Below are 16,660 nucleotides of genomic sequence, written 5' to 3' on the forward strand. Positions count from 1 at the left end.
AAAACGCGGCTGTGTTGAGCATTGAGGGCCTCCCGCATGTTCAAGCCGCGCTGGTTGAGCAGCAGATGATCAAAACGGCGCCTGGGGATCGCCATGGGCATCACGATCGTGAATTGACTCCCGGGGCAGCGGGCCTCCTCCTCGGCCACGAACTGGGCAAAGGGATCGATCAAGGAGGCGAAGGGACTCTCCAGCAGGCGCAACTCAAATTGAGGCGCATCGCCCACCAGTCGATGCCAGCGCAGGCGCAAGGCCTCGAAATCGTCCTCGGGTTCACAGACCCAGACGCCGATCACGCGATCAGACACTTGGGCCGCGTAGCGCAGGGCCTCCAGGGTCGGACGGCTCCAGGAGGCCAACCAAACGATGCTCTGGTTCTCCAAGGGATCGCGCCGATCTGGCCAGGGGACTGAGCAGTCCTCCCCTGGTTTCAGCTCAATCGCCTCATAGACCCGCTTGTAGCGGCGCCCAATGCCGGCCAATCCCCAGACCAGCAGGGGGAGAAGCAGCACGACGATCCAGGCGCCCTCATCAAATTTGCTGACGACAATCACGGCGAACACCACCCCGGTGGTGAACGCCCCGAGAGCGTTCAGCGCTAGGCGGCCGCTCCACCCCTGGCCCCGCCGCACCCACCAGTGCTTGACCAGGCCCGCCTGGGACAGGGTGAAGGCCAGGAACACCCCCAAGGCGTAGAGATTGATCGCGACATTGGTGTTGCCGCGGCAGACCACGATCACCAGGGCTGAGACCAGCAGCAAGAGGCCGATGCCGTTCTGGAACACCAGACGATCCCCCAACCAAGCCATCTGGCGAGGCAGGTAGCGGTCCTTGGCCAGCAGTGCCGCCAGCCGGGGGAATCCAGCGAAGGCGGTGTTTGCCGCCAAGCCCAAGATCAACAACGTGCTGATCTGCAGGAACCAATAGAGAGGATTGCCGGGACCGAACACCCGCAGACCGATCTGGGCCAGAACGGTGCGATCGGGATTGGGGGCAATCCCGTAGAGATAGGCCAAACCGCTGACGGCCAGGAACAGCAGCGCCAGCAACACCCCCATCACCAGCAGCGTGGCCTGGGCCCGGCGGGCCGAGGGCTCACGGAACACCTTCACCCCGTTGGCAATCGCTTCAATGCCGGTCATCGCCGAGCAACCGGCGCTGAAGGCCCGAAGAATCAAGAACAGGCCCAAGGGCTCCAGGGCTGCGATCGCCGGCGGTGCGTCCGGGCGAAAGCCATGGGCAAACACGATGTTCTGCAGACCAAACAGGGCCAGCAGCGCCACCATCACCACAAAGGCGTAGGTCGGCACAACAAACAGGCGACCGGCCTCCTTCAGACCCCGCAAATTGGCCCAACCCACAAGCGCCAACAGCAGCAGCGAGAGGCTGGTCTCATGGGCCAGAAGCCCTGGAAGCAGAGAGCTCAGGGCCTGGGCCGCCGCCATCAGACTCACCGCGGCGGTCAGGGTGTAATCCACCAGCAATGCCGCCGCCGCCACCAACCCCGCCCAGGCGCCGAGGTTCTCCCGGGCGACCACATAGGAGCCTCCCCCCTCGGGGTAGGCCTCAATCGCCTGGCGATAGGAGAGCACCACGATCGCGATCAGGCCGACGATGCAGACCGTGATCGGCAGGGACAGACCCAGGGCACCGCTGCCGGCCAGGAGCAAGACCCCCAGGGCGGCCTCCGTCGCATAGGCCACCGAGGAGAGGGCATCCGAGGAGAGGATCGGCAGCGCAATCAGGCTCGGCAGGCGCTGCGAATCCGATTCCCTGCGCGGCAGAGGACGCCCCAAAAGACGACGGGCAAACGAAAGCAACCCTGTGGCGCGCGGCTGGCCTCACCATGCCCCGATCTGCCCTTGCTGGCAGCCCATGGGCCGTGCCATGACAAAGACACCCCATCCGGGGGAGTCCATGCGCTCGAGCCTCAACGACCTACTGGAACAACTGGTGCTGCGGGGGTGGGCCAAGCTTGACCTTCCCGCCGGGGTTCCCAAAGTCACGCCCGATTGCCCCTGGTGGAGCATCGACCTGGGCCCAGTGACGACCGTTTCACTCCACCCGTGGTCCAACGGGCTCTTGGAGTTCAGCATCTGCGTCCTGATCGATGCTGAAGAGCAAATCCAGTCCTATGAACTGGAGTGCAATGCCATGCCCGTCCCCGTGGCCTTGATCAACTGGTGGGGGGGACTGGAGATCGCCCTAGAACAGAGCGAAGCGCTGAAAAACCAGCTGATCGCCGCCTGGGATCAAGAGATCAGCGCAGGCGGCGAGTTGCCCTGATCAACCGAAGCGGCGGCGGCCGTCATTGAAGCTGGAGAAGCTGGTGACCTCACCCCGGCGCGCCTCAGCGCCAGCGGTTTGAGCCAGTTTCCAGACATTGCGGCTGATGCGCCTAGCCCGCAGGCCGCCCCGCTCCACCTCGGCGCTGCCGGGACGGGCACCCATCAAATAAGTCACCTCTGCCGTCGACAGGGGCGCACCCGTTTGCAGGGCCAACTGGGTGAGCTCCAGGCGCTGGCGCAGGGAGGCGACATCACAGGCGCCACCGTCCTCGGACTCGTTCCAGACCCAGGGAAGCTCCCCTTGGGCCGCAAGCTTCTGCATCAGGCTCATGCTGACCAGAGCCAAAGCCTGGTCAGCATTGAGATCGCCGCCGTCTTGAACGGGAGCAGCGCCCTTCGCGGAGGCAGAAGGGGCAGAGCGCTTAGCAGCCACGGGCAGTCCTGCAGGGATGGCCGGACGGTACCGGCTCTCGCCCGGGGCGCAAGACCCCAGAGACCGGCGGACATCAACTGCGGCGCAACCAATCCGGGGCCTGCCCAAACCAATCACCGAGATCGCCTGGATCCTCCGGATCAGGCCGGAAGGCCGCTCCAGGGTCCACCTCGCCCAAATCCAATTCCGCCATCAAGCGATCGAGCCCCTGACTGGAGGCGGCCTGCTGGCGGCGCCGGGCCTGGCGCAACCAAGCCGCTACGGCATGGTCGCGATCGGCAAATTTTTGGAGGTAGATGCGTTCCTGCAACGACACCGCCTGGTCGGCGCCAATGCGGTGGACGATGTTCTGAAGACGGAGCCTGGTGGACGGTGTGAGCATGGCCAACGCACCGCGAATGAAGCCGTGTTAGCCAGGCCTCCCAGAGCGGTTGTGGCCTTCGCCACCGTTTTGCGCCCAGGTCATCGTGCGGAAACACAGCGGTAGAGCGGTAAGATCGCCGCGCTCCTCCCGCTGACCAGCAGAGGACCTCAACGTCTGTAGGGAGCAGCCCGACCCCTTGATTGAACGCAATCCCAGGCGACGAACTGCATCGGTGCAGATCACTGGCACCGACCTGGGATTCAGCGGCAGCGGCACCTCTTTGGATGAGCTGCACCCATCGGCCGCCAGCTGTGTCATCACGACCGACAGCGAAGCGCGGCTGGTCAGCCAGGCCAGCGCAGTCGAATCCATCGAGCTGCGGACCTACGTCTTTCTCGATTCACTCCAGCCCCAACTCGCCACCTACATGGGGACGGTGAGCCAGGGCTTCCTGCCCATCCCAGGCGATGCCTGCCTCTGGCTTGAGGTTTCCCCTGGCATGGCCGTGCACCGGGTGACGGACATCGCCCTCAAAGCCAGCACGGTGCGCCTGGGCCAGATGATCGTGGAGCGGGCCTTTGGCTCCCTCGCGCTGTATCACCGCGACCAGAGCAATGTGCTCCACTCCGGCGATGTCGTCCTTGAAGCCATCGGCAGCAGCGTCGAGCAGCGCACCCGCTGCAGCGTGACCTGGACCGAGGTCATCCGGGCGATCACCCCCGACCACGCCGTGCTGATCAACCGTCAGAACCGGCGCGGCTCGATGATTCAGGCCGGCATGAGCATGTTCATCCTGGAGACCGAACCGGCCGGCTATGTCCTGCTGGCCGCCAACGAAGCGGAAAAGTCCAGCAACATCACCGTGGTCGACGTCAAGGCCGTCGGCGCCTTCGGCCGACTGACCCTGGCCGGCTGGGAAGGGGACGTCAACGAAGCCGCTGCTGCTGCGATGCGGGCCGTCGAGCAAATCAACCGGCGCTCTGCCCGCTGAGTCAGCGCAGACCGAAGATTTGCTTCAACCCCGGGGCCAAGGCACGGGCCGCTTTACCCCGGGAGCCCAGTTTGTCCTTGAGGTGTTGCCCCATCTGGGCATAGGTCAGTCCTGCTTCCCGCACCCAGAAGATCGGGTCATAGCCGCCCCCTTGCCCCTGCGGGCTACTGAGAATCTCGCCGCGGCAGATCCCCTGGGACTCGAGCACAGGATTGCCCTCGGGATCGGAGAGCACCATGGCGCTGTTAAAGCTGCCGCTGCGGTAGGGGGTCGTTCCCAGTTCCTCCAGTAGGCGTTGAATGCGCTCGGGATCGGTGGCGGCATAGCGGGCGGAATACAGCCCAGGCGCACCACCCAGGGCATCGACCTCCAAACCAGAGTCATCAGCCAGGGCCCACTGGCCCGTGAGCCGGGCCACGCTGGAGGCCTTCAGCCGAGCGTTCTCGAGATAGGTGGTACCCGTTTCTTCGATCTCGAGTCCCTCGGGCTGCTGACGCACCTCGAGCGCAACGGCATCGAGCATCGCTTGGATCTCGGCCACCTTGTAGGGGTTGCCACTGGCAATCACCAAGATCGGCTGGGGCGTGCCAGATCGCATCCAATGACACCAGGGGCCGCCATTGTGCCGCCTAAGGGGGTGAGGCAGGTTGGGTTGAACATTCCACCCCAGACAAATCCAGGGGCACCTGCCTCCCTCAAACCGTAGGGATCCCGCCCCGCTCGCGCAATGGCACTGATGCCGGATGTGTGCACCACGGAACAGTTCGAACGCGGCCACCTAGCGTCAAACGGCAGCCCCTCTCTGCAGGTTCGTCGATGGACACCAGCCTGGTCCTGCAGAACCTGTTAACACCACCGGTTCTGTTCTTTTTCCTCGGTGTTTTTGCCGTGCTCTTGGGCTCGGACCTGGAGATCCCGGCACCCCTACCCAAGCTCTTTTCGCTGTATCTCTTACTGGCGATTGGCTTTAAAGGGGGCCTTGAGCTACAGCACAGCGGCATCAGCGGGCAAGTTCTGCCAACCATTGCAGCGGCGATCTTGATGTCGCTGGTCGTTCCCCTCTATTGCTTTGGGGTACTGCGCCTGAAGCTCGACCGGTTCAATGCGGCGGCCATTGCTGGGACCTACGGCTCCATTTCAGCGGTGACGTTTATTACCGCCGAAAGCTTTCTCGAAACCCAACACCTCCAGCACGACGGCTTCATGGTCGCCGCCCTGGCCTTAATGGAGTCGCCAGCCATCATTGTTGGCCTGCTCCTGGTGAAGTTGGCAGGCCCGCAGGAGAACCCCAACAGCGAAGGAATGCGCTGGGGGGCCGTCCTGCACGAATCCCTGCTGAATGGCTCGGTCTACCTGCTCGTCGGCAGCCTGCTGGTGGGTTTCCTCAGTGCAGGCCAGAGTCCGAGCAGCGTTGAAAAGATGCTGCCCTTCACCGACAAGTTGTTCTACGGCGCCCTCAGCTTTTTCCTGCTGGACATGGGGATCGTCGCCGCCCAGCGAATCCGTGATCTCCAAGCGGCAGGAAGCTTCTTGATCGGCTTCGCCCTGCTGATGCCGCTTTGCAATGCCCTGATTGGCACCTTGATTGCCCGAGGCCTGGGACTGGGGCCGGGCAATGCCCTGCTCTTTGTTGTGTTGTGTGCCAGTGCCTCCTACATCGCGGTGCCTGCGGCGATGCGCATGACCGTCCCTGAAGCCAATCCGAGCTTCTACATCTCAACCGCGCTGGGGTTGACCTTCCCCTTCAACATCGTGATCGGCATCCCCCTGTACATGGCGCTGATCAATCGCATCCTTCCCTCCGCAAGCTGACGCCATGAAACGGGTTGATGTCGTGGTGAGCGAGCGGGAGCTCACACCCATCCTCAAAGCAATTGAGGTGGCGGGTGCAGCGGGTTACTCGGTGATGAAGCACGTCACAGGGAAAGGACCCCATGGATCCGTCTCAGAAGCGATGGACTTCAGCGGCCTTGGCGCCAATGCCCACGTCGTGACGTTTTGCGAGCCCGAGGTTGTGGAGCAACTGCGAACCAAGCTCAAACCGCTGCTCGATTACTACGGCGGAGTGGCCTACGTCTCCGAGGCAGAAATGCTCTAGCTGCAGTGCTTTTGGAGACACCCAGAGGCGTCGCAACCGCCAGCTAGAGAAGCATCTCCAAAGTTTTGTGAGGCACTGATGAGCGCCGCTTATCAATGACTGTGGTGACGGTAATCGCGATTCAGCGCCAAATGTCTTGACTTACGGATCGTTGCCGAAGCATGGTTGCTGGCGAACATTCCACCCCTCCTCCAGGAGCAGGTAATGGCTAACGAAACCATGGGCATCGCCCTCGGCATGATCGAGACCCGGGGTCTGGTCCCCGCGATCGAAGCCGCTGACGCCATGACCAAGGCCGCCGAAGTGCGCCTGGTCGGTCGCGAATTCGTGGGCGGCGGTTACGTCACCGTTCTGGTGCGCGGCGAAACCGGTGCTGTGAACGCTGCCGTTCGCGCTGGCGCCGATGCCTGCGAGCGCGTGGGTGATGGCCTGGTGGCCGCCCACATCATTGCTCGCCCCCACCGTGAAGTGGAGCCTGCTCTCAACAGCAGCGCTGGCTTCGTTGGTTCGAAGGACTGAGGACTGAGCTAGGCCTCTAAAGGCCACTCATCTCTCTGACTTATTTCCCTCGACCCACTCGGAGATTCTCCATGGCTAAGAAGTACGACGCTGGGGTTAAGGAGTACCGCGACACGTATTGGACTCCTGACTACGTACCCCTCGACACCGACCTGCTGGCTTGCTTCAAGTGCACCGGCCAGGAAGGCGTTCCCAAGGAAGAAGTTGCAGCTGCTGTTGCCGCTGAATCTTCTACCGGCACCTGGTCCACTGTGTGGTCCGAGCTCCTCACCGACCTCGACTTCTACAAGGGCCGTTGCTACCGCATCGAAGACGTTCCTGGCGACAAGGAATCCTTCTATGCGTTCATCGCCTACCCCCTCGATCTGTTCGAAGAGGGTTCCGTCACCAACGTTCTGACCTCCCTGGTCGGCAACGTCTTCGGTTTCAAGGCACTGCGCCACCTGCGCCTGGAAGACATCCGCTTCCCGATGGCGTTCATCAAGACCTGCATGGGTCCCCCGAACGGCATCCAGGTCGAGCGCGACCGTATGAACAAGTACGGCCGTCCTCTGCTGGGTTGCACCATCAAGCCGAAGCTCGGCCTGAGCGGTAAAAACTACGGCCGTGTCGTCTACGAATGCCTCCGCGGCGGTCTGGACTTCACCAAGGACGACGAGAACATCAACTCTCAGCCTTTCCAGCGCTGGCAGAACCGTTTCGAGTTCGTTGCCGAAGCTGTGAAGTCCGCTGAGCAGGAGACCGGCGAGCGTAAGGGTCACTACCTGAACTGCACCGCCGCCACCCCTGAGCAGATGTACGAGCGGGCCGAGTTCGCCAAGGAACTCGGGCAGCCGATCATCATGCACGACTACATCACGGGTGGCTTCACCGCCAACACCGGTCTTGCACACTGGTGCCGTAAGAACGGCATCCTGCTGCACATCCACCGCGCCATGCACGCGGTGATCGACCGTCACCCCAAGCACGGCATCCACTTCCGCGTTCTCGCCAAGTGCCTGCGTCTCTCCGGTGGTGACCAGCTGCACACCGGCACCGTGGTCGGCAAGCTCGAGGGCGACCGTCAGTCCACCCTCGGCTACATCGACCAGCTGCGCGAATCCTTCGTTCCCGAAGATCGCAGCCGCGGTAACTTCTTCGACCAGGATTGGGGCTCCATGGGCGGCGTGTTCGCCGTGGCCTCCGGCGGTATCCACGTCTGGCACATGCCTGCCCTGGTGAGCATCTTCGGCGACGACTCGGTGCTCCAGTTCGGTGGTGGTACCCACGGTCACCCCTGGGGTTCTGCTGCTGGTGCTGCCGCTAACCGCGTGGCACTGGAAGCCTGCGTCAAAGCCCGTAACGCCGGTCGCGAGATTGAGCGCGAAGGCCGCGACATCCTCATGGAAGCCGCGAAGCACAGCCCCGAGCTGGCCATCGCCCTCGAGACCTGGAAGGAAATCAAGTTCGAGTTCGACACCGTCGACAAGCTCGACGTCAACTGATTTCGAAGCGATTGGGAATCGGAGTCAACATCCGTTGGCTCCATCCCATTCAGTGATCGGAACAGGACATCGAACCAAATCAAGGTTCATTCATTCCATCCATCTCAAGGAACCCCATGCCTTTCAAGAGCACCGTGGGTGACTACCAAACAGTCGCCACCCTGGAGACCTTCGGCTTCCTCCCGCCGATGACCCAGGACGAGATCTACGACCAGATCGCGTACATCATTGCCCAGGGTTGGAGCCCGCTCGTTGAGCACGTCCACCCCAGCCGCTCCATGGCCACCTACTGGTCCTACTGGAAGCTGCCCTTCTTCGGTGAGAAGGATCTGAGCGTCATCGTGAACGAGCTCGAAGCTTGCCACCGCGCTTACCCCGACCACCACGTGCGTCTCGTGGGCTACGACGCCTACACCCAAAGCCAAGGCGCTTGCTTCGTGGTGTTCGAAGGCCGCTGATTAGCTGCCTTCTAAAAGTTGTGGTCTCGATTCACCTCGAGACCACTCCTTCTTTTACTCATTAACCATCTGACTGCGATTTTTCGCATTCAGATTTCAAGCATTCCGATGCCGTGTTGACGCAAATCAACGGCTTCGTTAATGCCATCCAGTCATTCCATACACCGGGCGGACATGGCCACTAAATCGAGTCGCGAAGCAGCCCTTGAGCGCCGCAAGGCCCTCACCGACGGCGGCAAGAAAGCCACCGGTCGCTACGGCAGCGGTGGCGGTCGCGTCCGCAGCGTCGCGGATGCCCGTCCGACCCGGACCAACGCCGCTCCAAGTTCCGCACCGCGTCCCGCCGCAGCCGAGGCTCCCGCAGCCGCTCCGGCGCCTACCCGTCAGCTGTCCGCCCCCAGCAGCCACCGTTCCTCCGCTGGCAAGCGCGTTTCGAACCCCAGCCGCGATCTGGTGCTGTCCCGTCGCGAGGCCATGACCCGCGGCGGCAAGCGTGCCGACACCTCGAAGGACCGCACCCGCACCGACGTCGCCAAGGAAGCCCCGAAGGCCGCATCGGCACCGGCTGCTGAGCACAAGTGCAAGTGCCAAGAGACGACCAGCGATACCTCCTCTTCCCGTTCCGCCAGCCTCTCCCTCAGCACTGAGCGTCCCTCCAGCTCCTCCCGTGCTGCCGCAGGCAATCGCCCCGCAGCCCGCAAGGGCACGGCTGTCCACAACGCCAGCCGGGCACTTGTCCTGGCGCGCCGCGAAGCCCTGAGCAAGCGCGGCAAGTCCGCGAGCACGGCGGCCAAGTCCGGTGCAGCTGCTGTGGCCCGTCAGATCAACCCCGACCTCAGTGCCCGTGAGCTGGCGCAAAAGGTGCGTGAGCTCAAGAGCAAAACCGGTTCTGCGGGTACGGCTCGCAACAGCGGAACCCGCCCCAGTGGCCCCAATCGCCATGGCGCCAAGCAAGCCGCAGCCGCGGATGCCGCCTGGAAGGTGGGTGTGAGCGAGACCCTCTCTGGTCAGACCGTCACCGGCACCCAGGCCAACCGCTCGGCGAAAACCACCGGTAACGAAGCGGCCACCTGCCGCTCGATCACCGGGACCGAGTACCTCGGCGCCGAAGTCTTCCAGACCTTCTGCGGCGGTCAACCCGCTGGCAGCAATCAACCCGCCAAGGTGCGCGTCACCGCCACCAGCCATGGCAACCGTGTCACTGGCAATGAGGTCGGCCGCAGCGAAAAAGTGACCGGCGATGAGCCCGGCACCTGCAAGAGCGTTACAGGCACCGAGTACATCTCGGCCAACCAGTCCGCGTCCTACTGCGGTGGCGTTGACCCCTCGGTCCGCAAGGTGGGCCGCAGCCAGACCCTGGGCGGCCAAGCCGTCAGCGGCGTCATGGTGGGCCGCAGCGAGCGCGTCACTGGCGATGAGGCTGGTTCAGGCCGCCATCTGACCGGCGATCAATACCTCGGTTCCGACGCCAGTGTTCCTGGCCGTGCCGCGACCAAGGTCAGCAGCCAAAACACCCTGCGTGGCACCGGCGTGACCGGGACCTCCGTGGGCCGCAGCGAGCGGGTCACCGGCGATGAGGCCGGCAGCTGCCGCAACGTGACTGGCGATGAATACATCGGTAGTCAGCAGTTCGACGGCTTCTGTGGCACTCGCCCTGCGCCCGAAGCCGCCAAGGTGGGCTTCAGCATCACCAACCGCAACCAGGTCGTCAGCGGCAGCCGCACCGGTCGCTCCGAAAAGGTCACCGGTGATGAACCCGGTAGCTGCAAAGTCGTCACCGGCACCCCCTACGCCGGGCTCGAGCAGGCTGGTGATTTCTGCAACACCGCTGCCGTCCGTGCCGTCCGTGAGCGGACTCCCGTTCGCAACGCCAACCGCATGACCGGCATTCAGCCCGGCATTGGTGGTTCCCTGACCGGCGCCGAGCGTGGCGCCTGCGAAGACGTCACCGGTACTCCCTACGTCGGCGCCGATCAACAGGCCAGCGCCTGTGGCACCGCCCCCAGCCGCGATGCTGACTTTCCCCAGGCTCTGAATGGTGCTGACTGGCAACAGTTCAGTGTTCAGTCCCCTGCCCGCGCTGCCCAACAGGAGCGCGAAAGCACCGGTCGTGTGACCGGCAGCACCTACGAGCAAGGCGGACGAATCACTGGCCCTTTCGACATGGCCAGCGGCAAGATCACCGGCACTGAGCAATTCCGCTTCGACCGTCGCGCCAACCAGCGTCTGGCCCAGGCGCAACAGCCCGCCGCCATCGCCGCTGCTGAAGAGCCCGTCTCCCGGGTCACCGGTGAGGGTTCCGGCACCAAGATCACCGGCGACGACTGGGATCGCGGAGACCGCGTCACCGGCACCGAGGGCAGATCTGCCCGTCGCCGCAACCCCACCCGCGTTGGCCCGATGAGCGGGATGCCTGGCGCCCAGAACAAGCGCAACCAGGAAGTGCCTGCTCCGAATAACAAGGTGACCGGCTCCAGCGGCAGCACCGATCAGGGTTCCCTGATCACGGTCTCCGGCGGCGCCCGGGGCTAAGGAGCACTCCGCAATGCGTCGGCGTTCCGCCACTAACGAGCGGCCGCTTGCTCCAACGGCCCCCAGCCGCCGCCAAAACGGCACTGGGGTCCAGGGGTCAGCAGGCCCAGCGGAATCCCCCGCTGAGCTCAACCCCAGCAGCGCCTTGAGCAAGGTTCTGCGTCAGCGTGAACTGGCGAACGCCTCCCGCATTGGCAGCTCCAGGGCGAGCCGCGTGCGGGGCAAGACCTCAGCCGTTGCTGAGATCAAGTCCAAGCTGAGCAATCCACGTAGGGTTCGGCCCGTGGCGACGCAAGTCGTCCTGGACCGCCGCTCGAGCGGCCCCGTCCACTCCGGCGGTCTGCATCCCCTGAGCAATGGCCAGGCCAACGCCGCACTGCGGGCCTACGAGGAGCAAACCCTCGGTTCCTTTGATCGGGTCGTGCCTGTCCTGAAGCGTCTCTCTGCGCTTCAGCACGAAAACAACTTTGTTGAGCAAGCCCAGCGCCTGGCCGTCGCTGAGCTCGGCCATGAGCTGCCCCAGCCTGTCTTGGAGACCGCCTGGACCAGCCAGCTGGACATGCGCACCCTGTTCGCCTGGTGTGTGTTTGAGGCCTATGAACAGGCCAGCCTCTCCTTTTTCAACGACGACCCCCTAGCAGCGCAAGCCGGTAGCGCTGAGGCCGAAGCCTTCAACACCTTCCTGCTGGAGTGTGGCTTCCATCTGCTGGATGTCACGCCCTGTGCCGATGGTCGCCTGGCCCATGCCATTGCCTACGCCCTGAGGCTTCCCTTCAGCTCGGTCCGCCGCCGCTCCCACGCCGGAGCGATGTTCGACGTCGAAAACACCGTTGATCGCTGGGTCAAGACCGAACACCGCCGCTATCGCGAGGGGCTCCCCAATCCAGCCCACGCCGACACCCGGTACCTCAAAACCGTCGTCTACCACTTCAGCTCGAAGGACCCTTGCCATGAGGGCTGTGCTGCCCATGGCAGCGACGACACGGCAGCTGCCGCCCAGGGCATGCAGCGCCTACAGGATTTCCAGCAGGCCGTTGAGAACAGCTTCTGCTGCGGAGCCTCGGTGGATCTGCTGTTGGTCGGGATGGACACCGACACCGACGCCATTCGGGTCCACGTCCCCAGCGCCGACGGGAAGACCAACCTCGAGAGCTGGCTGGATGCCCGCGATGTCTACGCCGCGACCCGCTCGATGCGTGCCGATCAGGCCCGGATTGAGATCGAGAACCAGGTCAAAGCCGCAGCAGCCGCAACACCGGATGAGGGCATGGTCAAGCTGATCAGCCGCCTGATCGAGAACAACCTCTCCCAGATCGACTACGTCCGCCAGTACCACGGCGGCAGCTACAGCGACTTCGGCCACGCCGAGCGCTTCATTGGTGTCGGCATCGGGTTCAAGGAGATCCACCTGCGCAACCTGACCTACTTCGCCTACATGGACACCGTTGAAGAGGGCGCCCCTGATCTCGATGTCGGGGTCAAGATCTTCAAGGGACTCAACGTCTCCCGCGGCCTACCGATTCCTGTGGTGCTGCGCTTCGACTATCACGGTGCCGTCCCCGGTGCTCGGGAGAGGGCCATCCAGCACTGCGAGCGGGTCAAGGCTGCGATCGAGGCCCGCTATAGCGAGCTCTGCGAACAAGGACTCCTTCACACCCTGCTCACCGTGAGGGATCGGGATCGGCACGTGCCGGCCGAGACCGTAAGTTCCTCAATCACGTTCAACACAGGAGGGGGGCACTGACATGTTGATCTGCAAAGTGGTGAAGCCACTGGTTTCCACCAACCGCATCGCTGACTTTCAGCACAAGCATCTTCAGGTGGTGCTCGATGGCAGCACTCAGAAGGTGGCCGTCGATGCAGTCGGTGCCATCCCCGGGGATTGGGTGATCTGCGTCGGTAGCTCCGCCGCCCGCGAAGCCGCCGGCAGCAAGTCCTACCCCAGCGATCTAACGATCGTCGGGATCATTGACCATTGGGATCCCGAGGCCGGCAAAGAAATGGCCGCGGGTAAACCCCAAGGGGACGCCAAGTAATGGAAATCATGCAGGTGATGGGATCGATGGTCTGCACCCAACGGGTGGAGGGTTTCGCGCACCAAACCCTGCGAATCCTGCGCAACAACAAAGGCAAGTTGAGCGTGGCCACCGATCCGGTGGGCGCCTCCCCCGGCAACTGGGTGTTCACGGCCAGTGGCTCCGCCGCTCGCCATGCCACCGGCAACGCCAACCTCTTCACCGATCTCACGATCGGCGGAATCATCGACCACTGGTCGCCCGACGGCTAAGGAGCCCCTGGTTCCTCCCAGCCAGCCTGGGTCCACTCCGTTATCTCCAGCGACCATCCACCGGGCATAGCCCATCACCGTCATGGCCACACCACGTTCCCGAGCTACCAGCACTTCAGCCAGCGCTAAATCCAGCGCAGCCGCGAAGCCCGCTGCCGCCAAGCCGGCCGCCGGGACCACTCCGGTGACCGCCATCCCCGCGGCGGCTGCCAAGGCCACCACCGCCGCACCGGCGGCAGCGGCGGCGGCCTCCGCTCCCGTGACGGTGACCGCCAAGACGGTCGCCTCGACCCCTGCGAAGAGTGCGGCCAGCACAGCAGCGAAAGCTGCTCCCGCTGCCCGTCGCAGCAGCACCCGTGCTGCCGCCTCTCGCTCCTCTGCCTCCGGCTCGGGCTCCGGCGGCAACCGCTCCACCCCCTCCACTCGCACCTCCCCCATGGCTTCTTCCGTTCAAGGCATCGCTCTCGGCATGATCGAGACCCGCGGTCTGGTGCCCGCCATCGAGGCTGCTGATGCCATGACCAAGGCAGCCGAAGTGACCCTGATCGGTCGCGAGTTTGTCGGTGGTGGTTACGTCACCGTTCTGGTCCGCGGCGAAACCGGTGCTGTGAACGCCGCCGTTCGCGCCGGCGCCGATGCCTGCGAGCGCGTGGGTGATGGCCTGGTGGCCGCCCACATCATTGCCCGCCCCCACTCCGAGGTCGAGCCTGCTCTGGTGAGCAGCAACAACCGCCGGGCCTGATAACCATGGACGCCGTCCATCCGCGCGTCCTGGGTTTTCTTGGGCGTGCCCTCAGCCTTGAGCTGACCGCTGTTCAGCAGTACATGACCCAGGCCTCCCTCGTGGGGCTCTGGGGTGATGCGGCATCGGCCGATCGGTTCCGTGAGGAAACCGTCGAAGAGATGCAGCACGCTGAACGCATCGTCCAACAGATGCTGTCGCTTGGCGCGGCACCGGCTGCTTCCCAACTCCAGCCGGTGACCCATGCCGCCGATCTAGTGGGTCTGCTTGAGCAGAACGCCGATCTCGAGCAGCAGCTCGTCAACCACTACGACGAGGCGGTCCGCTTCTGTCGCTTGGTCAACGACCAAAACAACGCGGCCTTCTTCCAATCCCTGTTGGAGGACGAGCAGCACCACATGCAGGACCTCGAGACCTGGCTCAACGAGCTCGGTGGGCGTCGTCCCCGCGGCTACGGGCGCTATGGCTCCCGCCGCCGCGGGGCACCGCAAGACCGCGCCACGTTCTGAGTCCATTCGGCGCTTGAGGATCTGCCCAACCGGGATCAGAAGCGCCTAGATTCCGCCGCCGAAGCTGCTTTCGGCGGCCCAATTCTTTAACCGTTTGAGCGCTGCTCTCCCCCTTCCCCTGCAACTGATCTGGCTGATCCCGGTGTACGGGTTCAGCGGGATGCTCCTGTCGTTGCCCTGGGCCACGGGGTGGATCAAACGCAATGGCCCGCGCCCGGCGGCCTACCTCAACCTTCTTGTCACCCTGCTGGCCGTGATCCACGGCAGCCTGGTGCTCCGATCGGTCTACGAGATCGGCCCCCAGCACCTCGATCTGGCCTGGTTCCAAGCCGCTGACCTCGACCTGCGCATCGGCTTCGATCTGTCGCTGACGAACCTGGCGGCCCTGGAGCTCGTCACGACGATGAGCCTGATCTGCCAGGTCTATGCCCTGGGCTACCTGGATAAGGAATGGTCCCTGGCCCGCTTCTACGCCCTGGTGGGCTTCTTTGAAGGGGCCATGAGTGGGGTGGTGCTCAGCAGCAACCTGTTCATGAGCTATTTCCTCCTGGAGATGCTCACCCTCTCCACCTATCTGCTGGTGGGCTTTTGGTATGCCCAACCGCTGGTGGTCACGGCCGCTCGGGACGCCTTCCTCACCAAGCGCGTCGGTGATGTCCTGCTGTTGATGGGGGTTGTGGCGCTCTCGGCCTTTGCCGGCTCAATGGAGTTCACCGACCTCTACGACTGGGCCGGCGGCTTGAAAGACAGTGGCGCCCTCGGCCCCCTGGGCATCACCCTGCTTGGCCTGGGGTTGATCGCCGGTCCGATGGGCAAGTGCGCCCAGTTCCCAATGCACCTCTGGCTGGATGAAGCCATGGAGGGCCCGAACCCGGCCTCGATCCTCAGGAACTCCGTCGTGGTGACCTGCGGCGCGATCGTCCTGATGAAGCTGATGCCGATCGTCCAGCTCTCACCACTCGCAACAGACGTCTTGCTTGCGGTGGGGGCCATCAGCGCCATCGGCGGAGCCCTGGTGTCGTTGGCCCAGGTGGACCTCAAGCGCGCCTTCAGCTACTCGACCACCTCCTATTTGGGGCTGGTCTTCATCGCCATTGCGCTGCAGCGCCCTGGCATCGCACTGCTGTTGCTCTTTGCCCACGGTCTGGCAAGGGCCCTGCAGTTCATGGGGGTGGGCAGCATCATCGCCACCACCAACTGCCAGGACCTGACTGAACTGGGCGGCATTGGTACCCGCATGCCCGCGACCTCTCTGGCCTTCATCATCGGCAGCGCCGGTGTTGTGGGCCTGCTGCCCTTGGGCTCCTTCTGGTGCTACGGCCTGATGATCAACAGCCTCAAGGAGAGCGACCCGGGCTTTGCGGTGGTCTTCTTGATCACCAACCTGTTGACGGCCACCAACGCCACCCGGGTCTACCGATCCGTCTTCCTTGGCAAACCACTGCCCAAAACCAAGCGCACCCCTGAGGTCAATTGGTTGATGGCCCTGCCCATCGTCAGCCTGAGCGTGATCGTGATGCTGCTGCCCGCGATGATGCAGCGCATTGATCCGGTTCCGGGGATCGCCTCCTTCAGCCTCAGCATCGGGCTTGCGGTCGCGGCCTCCGGTCTGATTGGTGTCGTCATTGGGGCTGTGATTCCCCTGGATCAGTTCTGGTCGCGCTCGACCACCCCTTGGGTTCGAACCCTGCAGGACCTTCTGGCCTACGACTTCTACACACCGGAGATCTACAAGCGCACGGTGGTGAGCCTGGTGGCCAACTTGGCCCAATTCACCCGCTGGTTCGATCTCAACGTGATCAAGGCCATGGCTGATGGTGTCGGCAATCTCTCGATGGCCACAGCCAACGGCCTGAAGCTCAGCGTCAGCGGCAAGACCCAGAGCTATGTGCTCACGGTGCTCCTCGCGATTGTCTTGCTGCTTGGTGTGCTGCAGCTGGGGCGGGGGGGTTAAT

General features: G+C 63.8%; 18 protein-coding genes. 14 read left to right on the top strand and 4 right to left on the bottom strand.

Annotated features, from left to right (window positions below; genetic code table 11):
- The coding region (locus QZ189_RS02710) for an APC family permease (protein ID WP_296420829.1) at nt 1–1,820 on the bottom strand (1,820 nt) is incomplete at its 3' end.
- 67 nt (nt 1,821–1,887) lie between these two features.
- Between QZ189_RS02710 and QZ189_RS02715 the strand changes: the two genes are divergently transcribed.
- Nucleotides 1,888–2,286: a hypothetical protein gene (locus QZ189_RS02715; RefSeq protein ID WP_232197280.1), complete on the top strand. Its 399-nt coding sequence runs from the start codon at nt 1,888–1,890 to the stop codon at nt 2,284–2,286.
- Here QZ189_RS02715 and QZ189_RS02720 read toward each other — a convergent pair whose 3' ends face one another.
- Nucleotides 2,287–2,721: a hypothetical protein gene (locus QZ189_RS02720; RefSeq protein ID WP_010316547.1), complete on the bottom strand. Its 435-nt coding sequence runs from the start codon at nt 2,719–2,721 to the stop codon at nt 2,287–2,289.
- Between the two features lie 73 nt (nt 2,722–2,794).
- Entirely contained in the window at nt 2,795–3,103 is a 309-nt protein-coding gene (locus tag QZ189_RS02725) for a hypothetical protein (protein ID WP_010316546.1), read from the bottom strand.
- 235 nt (nt 3,104–3,338) lie between these two features.
- On the opposite strand from QZ189_RS02725, the gene QZ189_RS02730 reads away from it, so the two are divergent.
- Nucleotides 3,339–4,076, top strand: a complete 738-nt coding sequence (locus QZ189_RS02730) for a BMC domain-containing protein (RefSeq protein ID WP_232197282.1) — start codon at nt 3,339–3,341, stop codon at nt 4,074–4,076.
- 1 nt (nt 4,077) lies between these two features.
- On the opposite strand, the gene rdgB is transcribed toward QZ189_RS02730, so the two are convergent.
- A complete protein-coding gene (gene rdgB, locus QZ189_RS02735) occupies nt 4,078–4,674 on the bottom strand; it encodes an RdgB/HAM1 family non-canonical purine NTP pyrophosphatase (RefSeq protein WP_010316544.1) in 597 nt (198 codons plus the stop codon).
- 218 nt (nt 4,675–4,892) lie between these two features.
- Between rdgB and QZ189_RS02740 the strand changes: the two genes are divergently transcribed.
- The 12 genes from QZ189_RS02740 (at nt 4,893) to QZ189_RS02795 (ending at nt 16,659) form a co-directional block, all read left to right on the top strand.
- Nucleotides 4,893–5,888: a sodium-dependent bicarbonate transport family permease gene (locus tag QZ189_RS02740; RefSeq protein ID WP_296420835.1), complete on the top strand. Its 996-nt coding sequence runs from the start codon at nt 4,893–4,895 to the stop codon at nt 5,886–5,888.
- A gap of 4 nt (nt 5,889–5,892) precedes the next feature.
- Complete coding sequence (locus QZ189_RS02745; RefSeq protein WP_247477768.1) at nt 5,893–6,174, top strand: transcriptional regulator; 282 nt, start codon at nt 5,893–5,895, stop codon at nt 6,172–6,174.
- Nucleotides 6,175–6,378: 204 nt separating this feature from the next.
- Nucleotides 6,379–6,693, top strand: a complete 315-nt coding sequence (locus tag QZ189_RS02750; protein WP_010306728.1) for a BMC domain-containing protein — start codon at nt 6,379–6,381, stop codon at nt 6,691–6,693.
- A 71-nt stretch (nt 6,694–6,764) separates the two neighbouring features.
- Nucleotides 6,765–8,177: a form I ribulose bisphosphate carboxylase large subunit gene (locus tag QZ189_RS02755; RefSeq protein WP_296420839.1), complete on the top strand. Its 1,413-nt coding sequence runs from the start codon at nt 6,765–6,767 to the stop codon at nt 8,175–8,177.
- Nucleotides 8,178–8,293: 116 nt separating this feature from the next.
- Nucleotides 8,294–8,635, top strand: coding sequence for a ribulose bisphosphate carboxylase small subunit (locus QZ189_RS02760; RefSeq protein WP_010316537.1), 342 nt, complete (start codon nt 8,294–8,296; stop codon nt 8,633–8,635).
- A gap of 174 nt (nt 8,636–8,809) precedes the next feature.
- Nucleotides 8,810–11,167, top strand: coding sequence for a CsoS2 family carboxysome shell protein (locus QZ189_RS02765; RefSeq protein ID WP_296420841.1), 2,358 nt, complete (start codon nt 8,810–8,812; stop codon nt 11,165–11,167).
- A gap of 13 nt (nt 11,168–11,180) precedes the next feature.
- Entirely contained in the window at nt 11,181–12,911 is a 1,731-nt protein-coding gene (locus tag QZ189_RS02770; protein ID WP_296420843.1) for a carboxysome shell carbonic anhydrase, read from the top strand.
- A 1-nt stretch (nt 12,912) separates the two neighbouring features.
- The gene (locus QZ189_RS02775; protein ID WP_010316532.1) at nt 12,913–13,203 is read left to right on the top strand and encodes a carboxysome peptide A; all 291 of its coding nucleotides are present in this window, start codon (nt 12,913–12,915) and stop codon (nt 13,201–13,203) included.
- The gene (locus QZ189_RS02780; protein ID WP_010316530.1) at nt 13,203–13,454 is read left to right on the top strand and encodes a carboxysome peptide B; all 252 of its coding nucleotides are present in this window, start codon (nt 13,203–13,205) and stop codon (nt 13,452–13,454) included. Before QZ189_RS02775 ends, QZ189_RS02780 begins: the two co-directional genes overlap by 1 nt.
- Nucleotides 13,455–13,536: 82 nt before the next feature.
- Nucleotides 13,537–14,196 (top strand): BMC domain-containing protein, encoded by a 660-nt coding sequence (locus tag QZ189_RS02785; RefSeq protein ID WP_296418375.1) that lies wholly within the window; start codon nt 13,537–13,539, stop codon nt 14,194–14,196.
- Nucleotides 14,197–14,201: 5 nt separating this feature from the next.
- On the top strand, nt 14,202–14,705 hold the full coding sequence (locus tag QZ189_RS02790; protein ID WP_010316517.1) for a ferritin-like domain-containing protein: 504 nt from the start codon (nt 14,202–14,204) through the stop codon (nt 14,703–14,705).
- Nucleotides 14,706–14,799: 94 nt separating this feature from the next.
- A complete protein-coding gene (locus QZ189_RS02795) occupies nt 14,800–16,659 on the top strand; it encodes an NAD(P)H-quinone oxidoreductase subunit F (RefSeq protein WP_247477753.1) in 1,860 nt (619 codons plus the stop codon).
- Nucleotide 16,660 lies beyond the last annotated feature (1 nt).

It is taken from the genome of Vulcanococcus sp. CPBay_Sum15L08_68, assembly GCF_017855895.1.
GTDB lineage: Bacteria > Cyanobacteriota > Cyanobacteriia > PCC-6307 > Cyanobiaceae > Vulcanococcus.